23 protein-coding genes are annotated in these 17160 nt (G+C 63.8%); 7 read left to right on the top strand and 16 right to left on the bottom strand.

From position 1 onward, the window contains the following. Window positions 1-88: 88 nt before the first annotated feature. From ruvA to LPW29_RS13165, 8 genes are all read right to left on the bottom strand, one after another. Complete coding sequence (gene ruvA / locus LPW29_RS13200) at window positions 89-694, bottom strand: Holliday junction branch migration protein RuvA (protein ID WP_238628400.1); 606 nt, start codon at window positions 692-694, stop codon at window positions 89-91. Then, complete coding sequence (gene ruvC, locus LPW29_RS13195) at window positions 691-1200, bottom strand: crossover junction endodeoxyribonuclease RuvC (RefSeq protein WP_370642775.1); 510 nt, start codon at window positions 1198-1200, stop codon at window positions 691-693. Before ruvC ends, ruvA begins: the two co-directional genes overlap by 4 nt. Then, window positions 1197-1943: a YebC/PmpR family DNA-binding transcriptional regulator gene (locus LPW29_RS13190; protein ID WP_090250938.1), complete on the bottom strand. Its 747-nt coding sequence runs from the start codon at window positions 1941-1943 to the stop codon at window positions 1197-1199. Before LPW29_RS13190 ends, ruvC begins: the two co-directional genes overlap by 4 nt. A 46-nt stretch (window positions 1944-1989) precedes the next feature. Next, window positions 1990-2631, bottom strand: coding sequence for an esterase/lipase family protein (locus LPW29_RS13185; RefSeq protein ID WP_090250936.1), 642 nt, complete (start codon window positions 2629-2631; stop codon window positions 1990-1992). Next, on the bottom strand, window positions 2624-3073 hold the full coding sequence (nudB, locus tag LPW29_RS13180; RefSeq protein WP_090250933.1) for a dihydroneopterin triphosphate diphosphatase: 450 nt from the start codon (window positions 3071-3073) through the stop codon (window positions 2624-2626). Before nudB ends, LPW29_RS13185 begins: the two co-directional genes overlap by 8 nt. A 74-nt stretch (window positions 3074-3147) precedes the next feature. Continuing rightward, window positions 3148-4431 carry a BamA/TamA family outer membrane protein gene (locus LPW29_RS13175; protein ID WP_238628398.1) on the bottom strand — a complete coding sequence of 428 codons (1284 nt, stop codon included), beginning with the start codon at window positions 4429-4431 and terminating at the stop codon, window positions 3148-3150. A 73-nt stretch (window positions 4432-4504) separates the two neighbouring features. Next, window positions 4505-5107 (bottom strand): DedA family protein, encoded by a 603-nt coding sequence (locus tag LPW29_RS13170; protein ID WP_238628397.1) that lies wholly within the window; start codon window positions 5105-5107, stop codon window positions 4505-4507. A gap of 16 nt (window positions 5108-5123) precedes the next feature. Continuing rightward, complete coding sequence (locus LPW29_RS13165; protein ID WP_090250928.1) at window positions 5124-6482, bottom strand: NAD-dependent succinate-semialdehyde dehydrogenase; 1359 nt, start codon at window positions 6480-6482, stop codon at window positions 5124-5126. Window positions 6483-6659: 177 nt separating this feature from the next. On the opposite strand from LPW29_RS13165, the gene LPW29_RS13160 reads away from it, so the two are divergent. Together LPW29_RS13160 and LPW29_RS13155 are read left to right on the top strand one after the other, a co-directional pair. Beyond that, window positions 6660-7598, top strand: coding sequence for a complex I NDUFA9 subunit family protein (locus LPW29_RS13160; protein WP_238628396.1), 939 nt, complete (start codon window positions 6660-6662; stop codon window positions 7596-7598). Between the two features lie 2 nt (window positions 7599-7600). Beyond that, window positions 7601-8839, top strand: coding sequence for a multifunctional CCA addition/repair protein (locus tag LPW29_RS13155; protein ID WP_238628395.1), 1239 nt, complete (start codon window positions 7601-7603; stop codon window positions 8837-8839). On the opposite strand, the gene LPW29_RS13150 is transcribed toward LPW29_RS13155, so the two are convergent. Further along, the gene (locus LPW29_RS13150) at window positions 8823-10004 is read right to left on the bottom strand and encodes a class I SAM-dependent methyltransferase (protein ID WP_238628394.1); all 1182 of its coding nucleotides are present in this window, start codon (window positions 10002-10004) and stop codon (window positions 8823-8825) included. The two genes, LPW29_RS13155 and LPW29_RS13150, sit on opposite strands and share 17 nt — an antisense overlap. 108 nt (window positions 10005-10112) lie before the next feature. On the opposite strand from LPW29_RS13150, the gene LPW29_RS13145 reads away from it, so the two are divergent. Continuing rightward, window positions 10113-10871 (top strand): pteridine reductase, encoded by a 759-nt coding sequence (locus tag LPW29_RS13145; protein WP_238628393.1) that lies wholly within the window; start codon window positions 10113-10115, stop codon window positions 10869-10871. 36 nt (window positions 10872-10907) lie between these two features. Here LPW29_RS13145 and folK read toward each other — a convergent pair whose 3' ends face one another. Both folK and folB read right to left on the bottom strand, forming a co-directional pair. Beyond that, a complete protein-coding gene (gene folK / locus LPW29_RS13140; protein WP_238628392.1) occupies window positions 10908-11423 on the bottom strand; it encodes a 2-amino-4-hydroxy-6-hydroxymethyldihydropteridine diphosphokinase in 516 nt (171 codons plus the stop codon). Then, complete coding sequence (gene folB, locus LPW29_RS13135; protein WP_238628391.1) at window positions 11420-11776, bottom strand: dihydroneopterin aldolase; 357 nt, start codon at window positions 11774-11776, stop codon at window positions 11420-11422. Before folB ends, folK begins: the two co-directional genes overlap by 4 nt. Before the next feature lie 142 nt (window positions 11777-11918). Between folB and rpmB the strand changes: the two genes are divergently transcribed. Beyond that, complete coding sequence (gene rpmB, locus LPW29_RS13130) at window positions 11919-12155, top strand: 50S ribosomal protein L28 (RefSeq protein WP_090250912.1); 237 nt, start codon at window positions 11919-11921, stop codon at window positions 12153-12155. Between the two features lie 12 nt (window positions 12156-12167). Next, complete coding sequence (rpmG, locus tag LPW29_RS13125; RefSeq protein ID WP_025280648.1) at window positions 12168-12335, top strand: 50S ribosomal protein L33; 168 nt, start codon at window positions 12168-12170, stop codon at window positions 12333-12335. A gap of 70 nt (window positions 12336-12405) precedes the next feature. Here the strand turns inward: rpmG and LPW29_RS13120 are convergent, their stop codons facing one another. After that, window positions 12406-12621: a DUF6967 family protein gene (locus tag LPW29_RS13120; protein WP_238628390.1), complete on the bottom strand. Its 216-nt coding sequence runs from the start codon at window positions 12619-12621 to the stop codon at window positions 12406-12408. 29 nt (window positions 12622-12650) lie between these two features. Beyond that, on the bottom strand, window positions 12651-13160 hold the full coding sequence (locus LPW29_RS13115; protein ID WP_238628389.1) for an Hsp20/alpha crystallin family protein: 510 nt from the start codon (window positions 13158-13160) through the stop codon (window positions 12651-12653). A 198-nt stretch (window positions 13161-13358) separates the two neighbouring features. Between LPW29_RS13115 and LPW29_RS13110 the strand changes: the two genes are divergently transcribed. Next, the gene (locus tag LPW29_RS13110) at window positions 13359-14348 is read left to right on the top strand and encodes a chorismate transformation enzyme, FkbO/Hyg5 family (RefSeq protein ID WP_238628388.1); all 990 of its coding nucleotides are present in this window, start codon (window positions 13359-13361) and stop codon (window positions 14346-14348) included. After that, window positions 14341-15156, top strand: a complete 816-nt coding sequence (mutM, locus tag LPW29_RS13105; RefSeq protein ID WP_238628387.1) for a bifunctional DNA-formamidopyrimidine glycosylase/DNA-(apurinic or apyrimidinic site) lyase — start codon at window positions 14341-14343, stop codon at window positions 15154-15156. The genes LPW29_RS13110 and mutM overlap by 8 nt, the downstream gene beginning before the upstream one ends. Before the next feature lie 318 nt (window positions 15157-15474). Here the strand turns inward: mutM and LPW29_RS13100 are convergent, their stop codons facing one another. From LPW29_RS13100 to LPW29_RS13090, 3 genes are all read right to left on the bottom strand, one after another. Beyond that, a complete protein-coding gene (locus LPW29_RS13100) occupies window positions 15475-15729 on the bottom strand; it encodes a YfhL family 4Fe-4S dicluster ferredoxin (RefSeq protein WP_238628386.1) in 255 nt (84 codons plus the stop codon). A 142-nt stretch (window positions 15730-15871) separates the two neighbouring features. Next, entirely contained in the window at window positions 15872-16351 is a 480-nt protein-coding gene (gene coaD / locus LPW29_RS13095; RefSeq protein ID WP_238628385.1) for a pantetheine-phosphate adenylyltransferase, read from the bottom strand. Window positions 16352-16375: 24 nt separating this feature from the next. Next, on the bottom strand, window positions 16376-17160 hold a 785-nt coding region (locus tag LPW29_RS13090), incomplete at its 5' end, for an MFS transporter (RefSeq protein ID WP_238628384.1).

The raw sequence follows: 17160 nt of genomic DNA, 5'->3' as shown, positions 1-17160 counted from the left end.
TCATCCCCAGCCCTTCTCCCCCAGGGGAGAAGGGAGCTGAAGCCCCTCTCCCGCTGGCGGGAGAGGGGTTGGGGTGAGGGCCGGACCGTCAGTTCTTCAGCGTGGCCTTCAGTGCCCGCCGGATCATGTCTTCACTGCTGTCGGACTCCCCTTCCACCTTACTCACCAGACGGCTGGCTTCCTGGGGCTTGTAGCCCAGGGAGACCAGGGCGGCAACGGCATCGCCGGTCGGATCAGTCGGGCCGGCGGGGATGGTCCCGCCCCCCCCCAGGGTTCCCTGAGCCTGGATCTGCGCCGTCACCTTGTCCCGCATCTCGATGATCAGGCGCTCGGCGGTCTTGCGCCCGATTCCCGGCAGGCGGGTGAGTGTGGTGAGGTCATTGTCCATGACACAGCGGTGAAAGGCCTCGGCACTCATGCCCGAAAGGATCGCGAGGGCCATCTTGGCCCCCACGCCGCTCACGCGAATCAGGCTGCGGAACAACGCACGCTCGTCGAGGCTGGCGAAGGCAAACAGGACATGGGCATCCTCGCGCACATGCAGATGCGTGTGCAGGATCACCTCCTCACCGGCCTGAGGCAGCTCATAGAAAGTGGACAGGGGTGCCTCCAGTTCATACCCCACGCCATTCACCTCCACCATGAGTTGGGGCGGCTGCTTGAGCACCAGCACACCACGCAAACGTCCGATCATCGACCTCTCCTGGCAAACCCTGCTGGCAAACGGGACAAGGTGGCATGGGTATGGGCATGGCACAGGGCCACGGCCAGCGCGTCAGCGGCATCCGTGGCAGGCGTTGCCTGCAACTCCAGAATCATCGTCACCATATGCTGCATCTGCTCCTTGGCCGCCGCCCCGGTACCCACCACCGCCTGCTTGATTGACCGGGGCGCGTACTCGGCGACGGTCAGCCCGCCCTCCACGCCGGCACAGATGGCGGCGCCACGCGCCTGACCCAGCTTCAGGGCCGAGGACGGATTACGGGAGACGAAGACCTGTTCCACGGCCATGGTGTCGGGCCGGTGCCGGGCGATGATCGCCTGCACCTGTCTGAAGATGAAACCCAGACGCTCGGGCAGTTCCTCACCCTTGACGCGGATGCAGCCGCTGTCCACATAGATGCTGCGACGCCCGTCGGTGTCCAGCACCCCGTATCCCGTCACCACGGAGCCGGGATCAATACCGATGACCCGCATCAGGACATGCCCTGCATGACCTCGTCCGGGAAGTCGGCGTTGGTATAGATATTCTGCACATCGTCCAGGTCATCCAGCATGTCCAGGAGCTTGAGTACCTGCTGAGCGCTGTCCACGTCCAGACTGCTGGCCGTGGCGGCGCGCATGGTCACCTCGCCTCGCTCCGGTTTGAACCCAGCCTCGGTCATGGCCTCACGCACAGTTTCGTATTCATCCGGGGAGGTGAGCACCTCCATGGAACCATCATCGTTGACCACCACGTCTTCGGCACCCGCCTCCAGGGCAGCCTCCATGATGCGCTCCTCGTCGAGCCCTTCCGGGTAGCTGAGCACGCCCTTTTTATCGAACAGATAAGCCACGGAGCCATCGGTCCCCAGATTGCCGCCACACTTGCTGAAGGCATGGCGCACTTCGGCGACCGTGCGGTTGCGATTATCGGTCATGCAGTCCACCATCAGGGCGGCACCGCCGGGGCCGTAACCCTCGTAGCGAATCTCCTCGTAGGTGACCCCTTCCAGTTCCCCGGCGCCACGCTTGATGGCCCGTTCCACCGTGTCCTTGGTCATATTGGCATCCAGCGCCTTGTCCACGGCCAGGCGCAGACGGGGGTTGGAATCGGGGTCCGAGCCACCCATGCGGGAGGCCACCGTGATCTCCTTGATAAGCTTGGTGAACAGCTTGCCGCGCTTGGCATCCTGGGCATTCTTGCGGTGCTGGATATTAGCCCATTTACTATGTCCGGCCATGTGATCTCTTCTGTTGGTTGCTCTTGGATACTATGCCTCGGGGGCATCATGAATGGGTGGTCCGACCCGCAAAATCCCCTGTGCGCAGAAAGGCACAGACTGCCTGGGCCACCGGCCGGGCCGTGAGCAGGGTGAAATGGGTGTAGGGCACGGTGAGATGCGCGGTCACTGCCTCGCACCGGGTCTCGTCCAGGTCGACCGTGCCGTCGCCCTCACCCGGCGGCGCGGCTCCCAGGGCACGCCCGACGCCCAGGCCACGCGCGCCGGCGATCATGCCCAGTTCGCGCCCGCCTTTCCAGCGGGGCGCATCCCCCAACAGCCCCCGCTGGACACTGCACCCCAGGGTCCAGCGGGTCAGGGACCAGCGCGCCAGCGCGGCGGCCACGCCACTGCCGGAAACCGGCGTGCCCAGCATGACCACCCGACCCGGTCGCTGCAGAGGGAACTGATGGAACAGGTGCATGATCACCAGCCCACCCAGGCTATGCCCCACCAGGTGAATCACATCGGCATCGAGGGTGCGCAGATAGGCATCCAGGCGGGCCGCGTTGGTTTCGGGCGTGGCAAGGATACTGGAATAGCGAAAACGGTGCACGGCAAAGCCCTGCCGACTCAGTCGATGGGCCAGCAGCCCCATCTCCAGACCGGTCATCCACAGGCCATGTACGTAGACTACGGCCTCACGCATCCTGGGAATCCAGGCCTTTGGGCACGCAGTTCAAGATCGCCTCGGCATTGGTCCAGGAGGCCACCTGACGGGCCGCCTCATCCCTGGGCAGCCAGCAATATTCGCCATGTTCGTGGAGGCTGAGCCGAATGGCTGTCCCCGCCGGTACGCGCAGGGTGAAGTGATGTTCCAGGTTCTCATCGGCATCGGGGGGATACCGTTCCCGCCAGGGAGATACGATGGGAAAGCGAACCTGTCGATGCAGATTCACCAGGCCATCGGCACACAGACCCGTCTCTTCCTCCAGTTCACGACGGGCAGCCTGGACAGGGGACTCCCCCCATTCCAGGCTGCCGGTCACCGATTGCCAGAAATCCGCCGGTATGCGACGGCGCAGCAACAGCACCCGACCAGCCTCATCGTGGACCACCACCAGAACGGATTCAGGACGTTTGAAGACCATGTTATCAATACTTTACAGGGGACCACCCGACAGTAAAAGCGCTCGCCCCAATGCCGCAAATGCTGCCAAAGCGCCTAGAACGCGTGATTGGTGCCGGCATACACCCGGGAGTCGTTGGCGCTGACCCCATAGGCGTAGTCCAGCCGGAGATCGGTACGCACGAACCAGCGCAGGTTGATACGCAAGCCCAGCCCAGCGCCCAGATGAACGTCGGACAAGTCTATATCCCGTCGCGGCCAGACACCCCCCACATCCACAAACCCCACCCCCCGCACATCGGCGCGCCCGAACAAGGGTCGCAGATATTCGGTATTAAGCAACAGGAGCAGATCTCCCTCCCGGTAATCCCGGGGATACCCCCGCAGATTGCTGCCGCCCCCCAGGGAATAGGCCTCATCGCCAAAAGCGGTACGACCAGCGACGGCGAAGCGGGCCTGATAATTCAGGTTGGCGGCCAGTTCATGATCATCCAGGGGCCGGTATGCCCGGTAGTACAGGCTCAGATCCTGGTGGCTGGTATCCGATCCGATGGCCCGCCCACCAAAAGATACGGAGACCCCGTATTCCACCCCCTCCCGACGCCTGCCCAGGTCAGCGACATCGGTAAAACCAAGCCCTCCACTCCAACTCAGCACCCGGGCATCCTCGGGTACCGCCCCGCCAGATGCATGGGCTTCATGGCGTCGCTCCTCCCGGTTCACGCCCAGGCTTGCCCGCCAGCCGGTGCTGGGTCCCTGTCGATCCAGCCAGCGGGTGATGGAAGCACCCCACTGCTGTGTCATCTTGTCGTGCTTGCCATGACCGTCCTCTGCCGAGGCAGACTCCACCACCGAGTCGTCCTCAAAAGACAGACTCAGGCCCCAGGCGGTACGCGGAATGCGGGGGATACTGTAGCTGACCGAGAAGGTACGGGACTCCTCCTCGGAGGTATCGCTGCCAGCATCCTCCCATTGCAGACGCATTCTCAGCACCTGGTTGTAGCCGAGAAAATTATCGAAACGCAGATCGCCGCCGTAACGGATATCGCCATCAGAGGTGCGACTCAGCCTCGGCAAGGGAAAGATATAGTACTTCTCACTGACGGAGAAAATCACCTCGGCCTCGCCGTCGGTGACTTCCACCCGTGATGCCACCGACCGGAACAGGCCCATGTTCATCAGGGCCTGGCGACTGTGCTCGAGGGCCTGGGCATCCAGGGGGTCCCCGCCACGGATGGTCAGCTCCTGGCGCATGACCGATTCGCGGGTCACCCGATTGCCTTCAAAGCGGATCTCACTGATGACAGGGACATCGGGGGACGGCTCAGTCAGGGCCGGCATGGCCCCCAGGCACAGGACGACAAGAAATCCCGACAGCATCCAGAACCTCGATGACGCCACCGACCGCCCCTCTTTCCGAATTCTTGTCACGTACGGTGTTGCCCCATCGCTCTCACTGCCCCTTGATGCCCTGCTCCAGCAGACGGCGTATCACGAAGATCCCCAACACCAACAGCACGATGGCCATCATCAGGGCCCCATAGACGCCCAGGTAGGGTTTCAGGGCACTCCATTGTGCACCCAGGGCATATCCCGCCCCTCCCAGGAAGCTGTTCCAGGCAAAGGTTCCCAGAAAGGTCAGGCCAAGGAAACGCCCCCAGGGCATGGGCAGCAGCCCGGCCGGGATGGACACCAGACTGCGCACCGTGGGGATCATCCGCCCCCCGGCCACGACCCAGTCTCCTCTTCGCGCATACACGCCCAGCACCCGGTCCAGATCGGACTCGCGCACCAGTACCCAGCGACCATGGCGCCGAACCAGATCCCGCATGCGCCCCTCGCCGGCCCGTCGGGCCAGCAGATAGATCAGCGCGGAACCCAGCGTGCCCCCAAGGGAACCTGCCAGGATGGACAGCCACAGGTTCAGCAACCCCTCGTGGGCCAGAAACCCGGCAAAGGGCATCAATGCCTCGGGGGCCAGGAGGACCAGGGAGACCCCCAGGGCCCAGTAGCCGTAATCACTGATCGCATCCATCGCCAGTTCGACCATATCCATGGGTGTCAGGGCTCTCTCAACGCAGGGTGAGGGTCTTGGTGTTCACGAAGGCCAGGATACCGGCCCGGGCCAGTTCCCGACCGTAACCGGAGTCTTTCACACCACCGAAGGGCAGTCGCGGATCGCTCTTGACCATGGAATTCACGAAGGTACTGCCGCAGGCCAGCTGCCGGGCCACTGCCGCCCCCCGTTCGGGATCGCGGGTCCATACACTGCCCCCCAGGCCAAAGCGGGTATCATTGGCGATGCGCACGGCGTCGGCGTCGTCCTTGGCACGCAGGATGCTGGCCACGGGCCCGAACAGCTCCTCCTGGTAGGCCCGGGTGCCGGGCACCACCCGATCCAGGATCGACGGGGCATACCAGGCCCCCTTGCCCTGCAGTGGCTCACACCCGAGCACCGGCACGGCACCCTCGGCGATGGAGTCCTGCACCTGCTGGTGAAGCTCATCGCGCAGATCCATGCGGGCCATGGGGGCCAGACTGGTGTCCTCCCGTGTGGGATCTCCCGGCTTGAGGGCCTTGACCGCCGCCTTGAAACGCTCCATGAAACCCTCGGCGGCGCCAGGCAGGAGGATGAAGCGCTTGGCGGCGATGCAGCTCTGGCCGGCGTTCTGATACCGGGACACCACCGCCTGCTCCACGGCACGGTCCAGATCCGCATCGTCCAGGACAATGAAAGGGTCCGACCCACCCAGTTCCAGCACCGAGGGTTTGAGGGTCTCGCCCGCCACCGCAGCCACGGCCCGCCCCGCTGGCTCGCTGCCCGTGAGGGTGACACCATGAACCCGCGGGTCACGGATGACGTCGGATACCGCATCGGAGGGAATCATCAGCGTCTGGAAGACCCCGGCAGGGAAACCCGCGTCACGGAAGATTTCCTCCACCGCCAAGGCGCAGCGGGGCACATTGGAGGCATGCTTGAGCAGCGCGGTATTGCCTGCCAGCAACGTGGGCGCGGCAAAGCGGAACACCTGCCAGAAGGGAAAGTTCCAGGGCATGACGGCCAGGATCGTTCCCAGGGGCTGAAACACCACTCGCGCATCCCCCTCCACCTCGGGCACGACCTCATCGGCGAGAAATTCTGCCGCATGATCGGCATAGTAGTCACAAACAGTGGCACAACGATCGATCTCGCCCCGGGACTCACGCAGCAGTTTGCCCATCTCCTGGGTGATCATGCTGGCAAAGTGATCTCGTCGGTGGCGCAGGACGTGGGCCGCCTGACGCATTAAATCAGCCTTCTGGGCCAGCGCCAGCCCCCGCCAGGCGGGGGCGACACGCTCGGCCTGACTAAGGGCCTTGTCAATACGCGGCCGGTCCCAGGTCTCAAATACATTGAGCACGGAGCCGTTGGCGGGATTGACAGAACTCATGGGCACAGGTGAACTCCTTGGGATGCTGGGGGCCATACCTTAGTATATGCAGCCGGTTGACAGTGTTTAGGGAAAGCCGCCGCCACTTCGTTCAAGACGAGGAACGCGGCTGATGGGGGCCAGGATGCCGGTTTGCCGATCCTTTTCAATGTACTTCAAGACGGGACTAACAAAAGCATGAACATCCGGACGGTGTGTGTGTTGGGGGGCACGGGTTTCGTCGGGAGCCACCTGGTCACCCGACTGGTGGACCAGGGATACCGTGTCAAGGTTCTGACCCGGAGAGCCTATCGCTCCCGGCACCTGATGGTCCTCCCCGGCGTCAGGCTGGTGGAAGCGAACTGCCACGAGGCCTCGGTACTCCGGACGCAGTTCCAGGATTGCGAAGCCGTGATCAACCTGGTGGGTATTCTAAACGAGCATGGCCATGATGGCAGCGGTTTCCGTCACACCCACGTGGATCTGGCCCACACCGTGATCGAGTCGGCCCGCGAAGCCGGCGTGAGACGACTGCTGCACATGAGTGCCCTGAACGCCGACCCGGCCAACGGCCCCAGCCATTATCTGCGCACCAAGGGCGAGGCAGAGAATATCGTGCACACCCTGGCAGGCGAGGTGACGGTCACCAGCTTTCGTCCCTCGGTGATCTTCGGCCGGGGCGACAGCTTCTTCAACCGCTTCGCCAGCCTGCTGCGCATCACCCCGGTGCTGCCCCTGGCCTGCCCCGACGCCCGCTTTGCGCCCGTATTCGTGGGCGATGTGGTAGAAGCCTTCATGACCGCCCTGAGGGATCCGGCCACCGGCGGCGAGCGCATGGACCTGTGCGGCCCACAGGTTTACACCCTGAAGGCGCTGGTGGAATACACAGCAAGGCTCCTGGAAAAACCACGATTGATCATTGGCTTGTCCGACAGGTTATCCCTGCTGCAGGCCCGGGTCATGGAATACGTTCCCGGCAAGCCGCTGAGCCTGGACAACTATCATTCGCTCCAGCGTGACAGCCTCTGCCCCTCGGGCGGGCATTGCCCCACCGCCCTGGAATCGGTCGTGCCCCGATACCTGGGCGGGCACACCCGGCACAACCGGCTGCAGCAGTTGCGCAGCACGCCGCGCTGACCATGCAGACCTACCTGGTGGGGGGCGCAGTGCGCGACGAACTCCTGGGGCTGTCCGTGGGGGAGCGCGACTGGGTGGTGGTGGGGGCCACCGTCCAGGCGATGCTCGACCAGGGGTTCACCCAGGTGGGCAGGGATTTCCCGGTCTTTCTGCACCCACGCACCCACGAAGAGCATGCCCTGGCGCGCACCGAACGTAACACCGGGCCCGGTTACCATGGGTTCGAGGTGCATGCCTCACCCGAGGTGACCCTGGAGGAGGATCTGGCCCGGCGTGATCTCACCATCAACGCCATGGCCCGGGATGAACAGCACCGGCTGATCGATCCCTTCAACGGCCAGGCAGACCTGCGGGATCGCTGGCTTCGTCATGTCTCCCCCGCCTTTACCGAGGACCCGGTGCGGGTGCTGCGCGTGGCCCGCTTCGCCGCCCGCCTGGCCCCCCTGGGTTTTCAGGTGGCCGACGAGACCCGCCGGATGATGCAGCACATGGTGAACGCGGGTGAACTGGATGCTCTGGTGCCCGAGCGGGTCTGGCAGGAGACGGAAAAGGCTCTCAAGGCCCCGGCGCCAACGGCCTTCTTCCAGGTGCTGCGTGACTGTGGGGCCCTGGCGGTACTGTTCCCCGAACTGGAGGCCCTGTATGGCGTGCCTCAACCCCCCCGGTACCATCCCGAGATCGACACGGGTGTGCATGTGTTCATGGTGCTGGATCAGGCCACCCGCCTGAGCGACGATCCGCTGGTCCGCTTTGCCGCCCTCACCCACGACCTGGGCAAGGGCAATACCCCTCGGGAGATCCTGCCCAGCCACCGGGGACACGAGGAACGCGGCGTGGTGCTGATCGAGTCCTTGTGTGATCGACTCAGGATCCCTAACCGCTACCGGGAACTGGCCCGACTGGTCGCCCGCTACCACGGGCTTGTGCACCGGGTATTTGAACTGCGCCCCCAGACCCTGGCGCGTACCCTGGAGGGGCTGGATGTATATCGTCGCCCCGAGCGCCTGGAATCCGTGCTGCTGGCCTGCGAAGCGGATTATCGAGGGCGCACGGGCTTTGAGGCCAGGCCGTATCCCCAGGCCGATTACGTGCGCCGCGCCCATACCCGCTGCGCCGCCCTGCAGGCCCGGGAACTGGTGGCGCAGGGGCTGAAGGGGCCGGCCATTGCCGAAGCCTTGCAACAGCAACGCGTTCAGGCCCTCAAGGCGCTACGGGCCGAAGAGACTACAGACGAGGAATAAGGTCTCGCCCCGAAAACCCCATCAGCGGCACCGGTACACCCCGCCCCAGGGCCATGACCTGGAAGCGCTCGCCCATCTCCCCGGGCAGGGTGAGCATGCGGACCTGGGCCGCCAGGTCCATCTGCTCACGCAGGCCCTCGGCCTGACACGCCTGAAAGACCGACTCCAGGCCGGCCCCCATGAGGAACCAGGCCTGCGTGGTATAACCCAGCAATGACAACCCTGCGGCCTCCCCGGCCTCGGCCACAGCGGTGAAGTCCACATGGGCGGTGATGTCCACAATCCCCGGCCAGACCAGGGGTTCGTCCAACGCCCGGTGACGGTAGTGGGCCATCAGTGTGCCCCGATAGCGTTCCGGACTGTAATACTCCCGACGCGGATACCCGTAATCCACCAGCAGAATCACGCCGGCCGCCAGGCGCTCGGCGGCTGCCCGCAGCCAGCCGGACAACCCGGGATTGATCTCTGAGACATACCCCGATGGCCAAGCGCCGCCCATGGTGTCATGCAGGGCGTGCACCGTGTCCGCCAGCGTTTCCCCTGCCGGACGATCGGCCCATTCCAGGCGCTCACCGAGTGCCACGCCCCGCTCCCGCACCGCCCCCTCATGCCAATGGAACACCTGCACAGGCATGGCATCCAGCACCTCGTTACCCAGCATGACGCCTCGCAAGCTCCCGGGTTCCGGCAGAGCATCCAGCCACTGCACGCGGTTGCGCAAGGCCTCGGGCAATAACGCCACGGCCGCCTGCTGGCGCTGACGCAGATCCGGACTGAGCTCCAGGATGAGGTAACGATCCGGCAGGGATTCAAGCCCCTCCAGGGCAGTGAGGATCTCTACCGCCAGGATGCCCGTTCCCGCCCCAAACTCGAGGATATCACCGCCCCCCAGAGACTCCAGCACCTGGGCACACTGACGGGCGATACAACGACCGAACAGGGGCGACACCTCCGGGGCCGTGATGAAATCGCCCCCCCGCCCCAGCTTGTGGCTGCCCGCCGTGTAATAGCCCAACGCGGGGGCATACAGGGCCAACTCCATGTAACGATGGAAAGACATCCAGCCGTCGCCTGCGTTAATCTCCTGTCTGACCCGTTCCAGCAGGTGCTGGCTGACCTGCAGGGCTTCGGGTTCAGGCGTGGGTAAGGGGGAATCCGCGTGCATGCATGCAGTCCAAGATGATCGGCGCCATGGGGAGGGGCATTGTCGCCCCACCCGCCCCGCGCCTCAAGCCGTCGGCCCACCGCTTCGCGAGCAGCACAAGGAAACCGCATGGAACAGCCCAAGCACACCGACCTGAACGGCAAGACCGCCTTCATCACCGGCGGCGCCCGCCGCATCGGTGCCGAGATGGCGCGCACCCTGCACAAGCAGGGCATGAACCTGGTGATCCACTATCGAAGCTCCGGGCACGAAGCCCGGATATTGCAGGAAGAACTGCATCGCCAGCGCGCCGATTCGGTGCATCTGGTGGGAGGAGAGCTGCTGGAACCCGGGGCACTCAGCCGCCTGGCTAACGAGGCAAAGGCGGCCTTCGGCCGCATGGATGTTCTGGTGAACAACGCCTCCACCTTCTACCCCACGGCCCTGGGGGAAATCACCGAGGCCCACTGGGATGACCTGATGGGCACCAATCTCAAAGCCCCCCTGTTCCTGTCCCAGGCACTGGCGCCAGCGCTGAGGCAGAGCGAGGGCTGCATCCTCAACATCGTGGATATCCACGCACTGCGCCCCCTGAAGGGTTACCCGGTGTATTGCACGGCCAAGGCAGGATTATGGATGCTCACCCAGTCCCTGGCCCGCGAACTGGGGCCCCGCGTCAGGGTGAACGGCATTGCGCCCGGCGCGATCCTGTGGCCGGAAGCGGAGGAAAATGCCGGCACCCATGAGGAAATGATTCAGCGCACGGCACTCAAGCGGGAAGGCTCACCCGAGGATATCGCCACCACGGCGCTGTTCCTGATCCGCGACGCCCGCTACATCACGGGCCAGGTGATCCCGGTGGACGGGGGGCGCACCACGGTGCAGTGAGCACAGGCACCCTCGCGCCCCACCCCAGGTCAGGCATTAATTCGAGGGCAAGACCTCCACGCGGCGCAACCATTGCCCACCGGGATCAAAGGTCTCCCATAAGCGACCAATAGAGGTATTGAGCACCGGATGGATCACGTCGGCGGCAATATCCGCCAGGGGGCCGAGCACGAAGGCGTGGCGGGTGATCTCGTCACGCGGCAACTGCACTCCCGGCGCCTCCAGAACAAGATCTCCCAATAACAGCAGATCCAGATCCAGGGTGCGATCGGCAAAGCGTCCACCACCTCGCTTGCGACCATGACGCGCCTCCATCGCCTTGAACCGGGCCACCAGGGCATCGGGGGATTGCTCCGTATCGAACCCCGCCGCCAGATTGTAAAAGGGACTGCCGTCAAAACCCACGGCCCCGGTCTCATAGACGGGAGAAAAGGTGACTTCTCCGAAGGCCTCCAGGAGCTCCCGGCGGGCAACTTCCACGTACCACTCGCGGTTCACATTGGTGCCAATGCTCACGAAGGCACGGCGCAACTGGGATTCCGGCTGAGTCATCCACGCTCCCCACGCTCGATACTCACACCCACCTCCCGCGCCCCGCGGACCGCGCCCGGCTTGCCCAGGGTGAGACGCAACCAGGGCACGGGGAACTCCGCCATCACCATGCGGGCGATATCCTCGGCCATGGCCTCCACCAGTTCTCGTTCATTGCTTTCCACCAAGGCAATGACACGCTTGGCCACGGCCTTGTAGTTCAGCGTATGGTCGATACAGTCGGAATCGGCCGCGGGGCGAATATCGGCACCCATCTCCAGGTCAATGCGCACCTCCTGGCGGATACTACGCTCCCAGTCGAAGATGCCGACAGTGGTTTTCACCTTCAAATCACGTATGTAGACGATGTCCATGGGCTCGGACTATATACGCCACCCCGAGCGGGCACCAGCCCCTTGCCGGCCCGGCACGGTGCTCTGTACTTGCTCCCACCCTACCCTTCTGCTAAGGTTCCCGGCTTTCCTCAAATCAGCCTGGTTTTTCCGGAGAACACCAATGGCCCGAGTCTGCCAAATCACGGGTAAGCGCCCGATGACCGGGAACAACGTATCCCACGCGAATAACAAGACGCGTCGTCGCTTCCTGCCCAACCTGCACGAACACCGTTTCTGGGTGGAGAGCGAGAACCGTTTCGTGAAGCTGCGCATCAGCCACAAGGGCATGCGCATCATCGACAAGAAGGGTATCGACGTGGTCCTGACGGATCTGCGCGCCCGTGGCGAAAAGGTCTAAGGAGACGCACCCATGGCAAAAGGCATTCGTGAAAAGATCCGCCTGGTGTCCAGTGCCGGCACCGGCCACTTCTACACCACCACCAAGAACAAGCGGAACATGCCCGACAAGATGGAGATCAAGAAGTTTGATCCCGTCGTACGTCAGCATGTGATGTACAAGGAAGCCAAGATCAAGTAAGACCGGCCGAGTTGCCGGCAACACCTGGCTGATGAGCCCACCGCACAGCGGTGGGCCGCCAGTTCAAGGATCATTCCCTACCCTGTTCGGCCTCCAGCCGTTCCACCGTCTCCCGAGCCCAGACCTGCATGAGCCCGCCCCAGCGGTTCGCAGTGGCCGGATCCAGATCCAGATAAGTGTAGCGCCCGCCGTCCCGTATCAACACACGCAGCAACGGCATACCGCTCTCGTGCACCACCTGCCGCACCTCAATCTCTTCCCCCATGGGGGCCTGAATCTGCTCCATGCCACACCCTCCGTCGGATGGTGACGGGCTCAGCCCGCCTCCACAGTGATGCGCCGTTGCGCGTGCGCGTTGCTCAACCGCGGCATCTCCACACGAAGCACGCCATGCTCGTAGGTGGCCCGAGCCCCCTCGGTATCCACCGGACCCGGTAGCGGGATCGCTCGCTCGAAGCGCCCGTAAGCGCATTCGGCGATATGGTAGCGGCCACTGCTGTGCTCTCGCTGGACCCCTTTCTCACCCTGGACCACCAGATGATCATCAATCACCTGGATATCAAAGCTGCCCCGATCCATACCCGGCGCCTCCAGGCGCACCACCAGGCGATCCGTGTCATCGAAGACCTCAGCCGCCATCACGCCCCAGCCGATACTGCGGGTCTCCAGCTCATGCTCATCCCGTTCACCCCCGTCGGCGGACCGCCCCCCTGGACTGAATCGGGTAATGGCCCCCGAGGCGCGGGCATACAGACGCTGCCAACCGCCCAGAATGCTCTCCCAGGCATCGCTCACGCCCTGACGCAGATGCTGCAGGTTCGACATCGTCATCCTCTCCTTTACACTGCGGTGATCCCACCATCGTGAATGAGCGAGTGTATCCTCGCTTTCCAGTCAAGTATCACGTCGTCCCGACATATTTCAAGCCTGACGGAACACCACGAGCAGCTTAGCGTTCCCAGCCCCCCTCTTTTCATCCGATGATGATACGACGATCGCCCATGATCCGGTAACATTAGCCCCATGGCGAATATCCCCGAATCGACAACACTGACCGTCCGACTGCTGGCCGAAAGCGAACTTGCCACGCGCGACCCCCACCGCCTGGCCGTCATCCGCTTCGGCCAGCAGAATCGCCTGGATCCGGCCCGCCCCACGGAACTCACCCTGGCCCTCCCCCCGCTGGTGACCGACACCCCCGTGGAGGTCTGGGAGACCGGCGAACCCGTGGCGGCCGGATGCGACCAGGACATGGGTTACGCCCACACCCGGGATGTACTGTTTGGCTGGATCCTCGTGGACGAGGCCCGCTTCGACCACGACATGGACCAGGCCGCGGAGTACGCCTATGACCGGGTACTGGCCTTCCACCGGGCCATGGGATTCCCCTGCCTGCTGCGAATCTGGAACTACTTCCCGCACCTGCACGATGAGGTCGACGGCCTGGACCGCTACCAGGCCTTCTGCCTGGGACGACACCGAGCCCTCGACCGCGTCCCCCTCACCGAGGGAGAACTGCCCGCCGCCACCGCCATCGGCACCACCTCACCCGGCCTGGTGATCTACTTCCTTGCAGGACGGGAACCGGGCGTGCAGATTGAAAACCCCCGCCAGGTCAGCGCCTTCCACTACCCGCGGCGCTACGGACCCAAAAGCCCGTCCTTCTCCCGCGCCACCCTCAAACCCTGGCCGGGCAAACCGCACCTGTACATCTCCGGCACCGCCAGCATTGTCGGGCATGAAACCCTGCATACCGACGTCATCACACAACTGGATGAGATCCTGGAGAATCTGCGCGCCCTGATCGGCTCTGCCGGCGCCCCCATGGCCACACTGAACGGCAACCCCGGCGCGCTCTCCCTGCTCAAGGTCTACGTGCGCCATGCCCAGGACGTGGACGCCGTACGAGACCGCCTGCAGGCAGCGCTGGGGCCCCAGGCACCGGCCGTTTACCTGCGAGGCGACATCTGCCGGGACGACCTGCTGGTGGAGATCGAAGGTCTGCATGCCTGAACTACCCGAGGTGGAAACCACCCGGCGCGGCATCGAACCCCACCTCACCGGACGCCGCATCACCCAGGTCTGCGTCCGGGAACCGCGCCTGCGCTGGCCGATACCCGACGACCTGCCCCAGCGCATACAGGGTGGCGAGATCACCGGCGTGGACAGAAGGGGCAAATACCTGCTCATCCAATGCCCCCCAGGCATCATCCTGATCCACCTGGGCATGTCCGGCAGCCTGCGCCTTGTACCGCCCGGCACCCCACCCCGCCCCCATGACCACGTGGACCTTACCCTGGACTCCGGCCTCACCCTGCGCCTGCACGATCCCCGCCGCTTCGGCGCCCTGCTCTGGTTTAACCCCGAAACCGGCAACCACCCCCTGCTCGCGCACCTGGGACCGGAACCCCTGGGAGAAGGCTTTGACGGAAACTACCTCTTCCGCATCAGCCGCGGCCGCCGGGTAAGCATCAAAGCACTGATCATGAACAGCCAGATCGTGGTGGGTGTCGGCAACATCTACGCCTCCGAATCCCTCTTCCTGGCCGGCATCCGCCCCCGCCGCGCCGCCGGCCGACTCACCCGCGCCGAAGCCGCGCGTCTCGTCACCGCCATCCGCCAGGTCCTGGAAGCCTCCATCGCCCAGGGGGGCACCACCCTCAGAGACTTCGTCCACGAAGACGGCGCCCACGGCTATTTCAGCCAGTCCCTCAGAGTGTACGGACGCCCCCAAGCCCCCTGCCCCGTCTGCCACGCCCCCATCAAACACATCACCCAGAGCGGCCGCTCCAGCTACTACTGCCCAACCTGTCAGAAGTAACCACCAAACGGTGGGCACACAAGCCCGGAGGCCGCCACCGAACCCGCGGAGACCACCCCACAGAGGGCACACAAGCCAGAAGCCTCTGGGTGGGTGAAGCCCTCCGGGGGTGTTCACCGCATGGATGCGGTGGCCAAGCCTACAGGGACGTATTCACGGCGTCCCCCGGAGGGATTTACCCACCCGGAGGCCGCCACCAAACCCACGGAGGGCACCTTGCGGAGAGCACACAAGCCCGGAGGCCGCCAACACGGCACACCCAGAAACAAAAAGGCCGGGTACAAAGCCCCGGCCCCACACAACGGAACAACGATTGCCTCAGGAAGCCCCAGCAGTAATCCGCTCGAACTTGGCCATCAGCACATCCTGGCTCTCCTCGTGGTCCGGATCCTTGGGAATGCAATCCACAGGGCACACCTCCACACACTGAGGCGCATCAAAATGACCCACACACTCCGTGCACAGGCTCGGCTCGATCACATAAATCTCGTCTCCCGGAGAGATCGCACCATTCGGGCACTCCGGCTCGCACACGTCACAATTGATGCACTCGTCGGTAATCATCAGGGCCATAACACACTTTCCTCTTCAAAAACAATAAGATGTAATCACTCGTCCGTGGCCATGCACTCGCCTGCTCGCCCCTTTGGAGCCAACCGACAGACCTCATGTCACAGCTTCTTATGATCCCGCCCACAGCGGATGACCGCGCATCTTAGCCCAAGCGGGCGCGTAGCGCAGCCTCCACATTGTCCGCCACGAAGTGTGAAACATCCCCACCCAACGCAGCCACTTCCCGCACCAGACTTGAGGAAACATACGAATACTCCTCGGCGGGCGTGAGAAACACCGTCTCAAGATCCGGCGCCAAATGCCGGTTCATGCTGGCCAACTGGAACTCATGCTCAAAATCGGACACTGCCCTGAGACCACGCAACAACACCCGCGACCCATGCGCAGCCGCAAAATCCGCCAGCAACCCATCAAATCCACAGACCTCCACCCGCTCAAACCCCTGTAGCGCCTGACAAGCCATATCCACCCGTTCATCCAGGGTGAAAGTAGGCCGCTTCGTCGGGTTTGCGGCCACAGCCACCAACACCCGATCAAATAGCCGATGCGCCCGACGGACAATATCCATATGGCCATTGGTGATGGGATCAAAGGTCCCAGGGTAAACGACAGTCACTGGCATGTTTTGCATCCCGATCGGAGTCAGTCACAACAAATTCACACGGCGAGGGCACTCGCGCTCTTCCGCCACACGCCGCCCCCGAGCCTCATCAAGGCCGAGCGCCACCACCAGGGCCAGCGCGAACAACAGACTGCAGAACAGGATGGACACATGCAGACCCACCAGCACCTGCAACAACCCCAGCCCCATCAAGCCCAAGATGGCGGCCATTTTACTGGCCAGGCCCCAGAAACCAAAGAACTCCGCCGCCCGAGGACGCGGCGCCAACACACCCACCAGGGCCCGCCCCGCGGACTGCGTGGAACCCAGGCACAAACCCGCCACGCTGCCCACCATCAGGAACACATGCTGGGCCTCCAGCGGCAGCACCTGCCCCAACCAGGGCGTCGCAAAGATCAAGGTAACTGCCACAATCCACAACATCAGAGTGGCCAGATAAATGGTGCGAGCACCCATCCTGTCCTGAAGAAAGCCAAACCCCAAGGCGCCGGCGGCCGCCGTCAACTGGACGGTCACGAACATGATGATCCTCACCTGTTCGTCCCATTGAATGACCTGGGCACCGTAGATGAAAGTGAAGGATATAATGATATAGATCCCTGCCATCGCAAAAAAGACCGAGACCAGCAGTATCGCCAGATCACGGTAATGCCTGAGATCCTTGAACGTGGCTCGTACCCGCCGAAAACCGATCCCCAGATAACTGCGAAACCCACCCTTGAGCCGCCGGGAGCGCCCCCGCTCGACCACCCAAAGGAATGTGGGAATGGCCGCCACCAGGAAGAACATCGCCGCAAACGGCCCCACCC

This window comes from Ectothiorhodospira sp. 9100 (genome assembly GCF_022227565.1).
Classification (GTDB): Bacteria; Pseudomonadota; Gammaproteobacteria; order Ectothiorhodospirales; family Ectothiorhodospiraceae; genus Ectothiorhodospira; species Ectothiorhodospira marina.
Note: the sequence above shows the minus strand (reverse complement) of the source record. Positions and strands in the feature narration are given on the sequence as shown.

Excerpts from the sequence above, each read along its gene's own strand:
- ruvA (WP_238628400.1), bottom strand. The coding sequence starts at position 694 with ATGATCGGACGTTTGCGTGGTGTGCTGGTGCTCAAGCAGCCGCCCCAA.
- LPW29_RS13190 (WP_090250938.1), bottom strand. The coding sequence starts at position 1,943 with ATGGCCGGACATAGTAAATGGGCTAATATCCAGCACCGCAAGAATGCC.
- LPW29_RS13185 (WP_090250936.1), bottom strand. The coding sequence starts at position 2,631 with ATGCGTGAGGCCGTAGTCTACGTACATGGCCTGTGGATGACCGGTCTG.
- nudB (WP_090250933.1), bottom strand. The coding sequence starts at position 3,073 with ATGGTCTTCAAACGTCCTGAATCCGTTCTGGTGGTGGTCCACGATGAG.
- LPW29_RS13175 (WP_238628398.1), bottom strand. The coding sequence starts at position 4,431 with ATGCTGTCGGGATTTCTTGTCGTCCTGTGCCTGGGGGCCATGCCGGCC.
- LPW29_RS13170 (WP_238628397.1), bottom strand. The coding sequence starts at position 5,107 with ATGGATATGGTCGAACTGGCGATGGATGCGATCAGTGATTACGGCTAC.
- LPW29_RS13165 (WP_090250928.1), bottom strand. The coding sequence starts at position 6,482 with ATGAGTTCTGTCAATCCCGCCAACGGCTCCGTGCTCAATGTATTTGAG.
- LPW29_RS13160 (WP_238628396.1), top strand. The coding sequence starts at position 6,660 with ATGAACATCCGGACGGTGTGTGTGTTGGGGGGCACGGGTTTCGTCGGG.
- LPW29_RS13155 (WP_238628395.1), top strand. The coding sequence starts at position 7,601 with ATGCAGACCTACCTGGTGGGGGGCGCAGTGCGCGACGAACTCCTGGGG.
- LPW29_RS13150 (WP_238628394.1), bottom strand. The coding sequence starts at position 10,004 with ATGCACGCGGATTCCCCCTTACCCACGCCTGAACCCGAAGCCCTGCAG.
- LPW29_RS13145 (WP_238628393.1), top strand. The coding sequence starts at position 10,113 with ATGGAACAGCCCAAGCACACCGACCTGAACGGCAAGACCGCCTTCATC.
- folK (WP_238628392.1), bottom strand. The coding sequence starts at position 11,423 with ATGACTCAGCCGGAATCCCAGTTGCGCCGTGCCTTCGTGAGCATTGGC.
- folB (WP_238628391.1), bottom strand. The coding sequence starts at position 11,776 with ATGGACATCGTCTACATACGTGATTTGAAGGTGAAAACCACTGTCGGC.
- rpmB (WP_090250912.1), top strand. The coding sequence starts at position 11,919 with ATGGCCCGAGTCTGCCAAATCACGGGTAAGCGCCCGATGACCGGGAAC.
- rpmG (WP_025280648.1), top strand. The coding sequence starts at position 12,168 with ATGGCAAAAGGCATTCGTGAAAAGATCCGCCTGGTGTCCAGTGCCGGC.
- LPW29_RS13120 (WP_238628390.1), bottom strand. The coding sequence starts at position 12,621 with ATGGAGCAGATTCAGGCCCCCATGGGGGAAGAGATTGAGGTGCGGCAG.
- LPW29_RS13115 (WP_238628389.1), bottom strand. The coding sequence starts at position 13,160 with ATGTCGAACCTGCAGCATCTGCGTCAGGGCGTGAGCGATGCCTGGGAG.
- LPW29_RS13110 (WP_238628388.1), top strand. The coding sequence starts at position 13,359 with ATGGCGAATATCCCCGAATCGACAACACTGACCGTCCGACTGCTGGCC.
- mutM (WP_238628387.1), top strand. The coding sequence starts at position 14,341 with ATGCCTGAACTACCCGAGGTGGAAACCACCCGGCGCGGCATCGAACCC.
- LPW29_RS13100 (WP_238628386.1), bottom strand. The coding sequence starts at position 15,729 with ATGGCCCTGATGATTACCGACGAGTGCATCAATTGTGACGTGTGCGAG.
- coaD (WP_238628385.1), bottom strand. The coding sequence starts at position 16,351 with ATGCCAGTGACTGTCGTTTACCCTGGGACCTTTGATCCCATCACCAAT.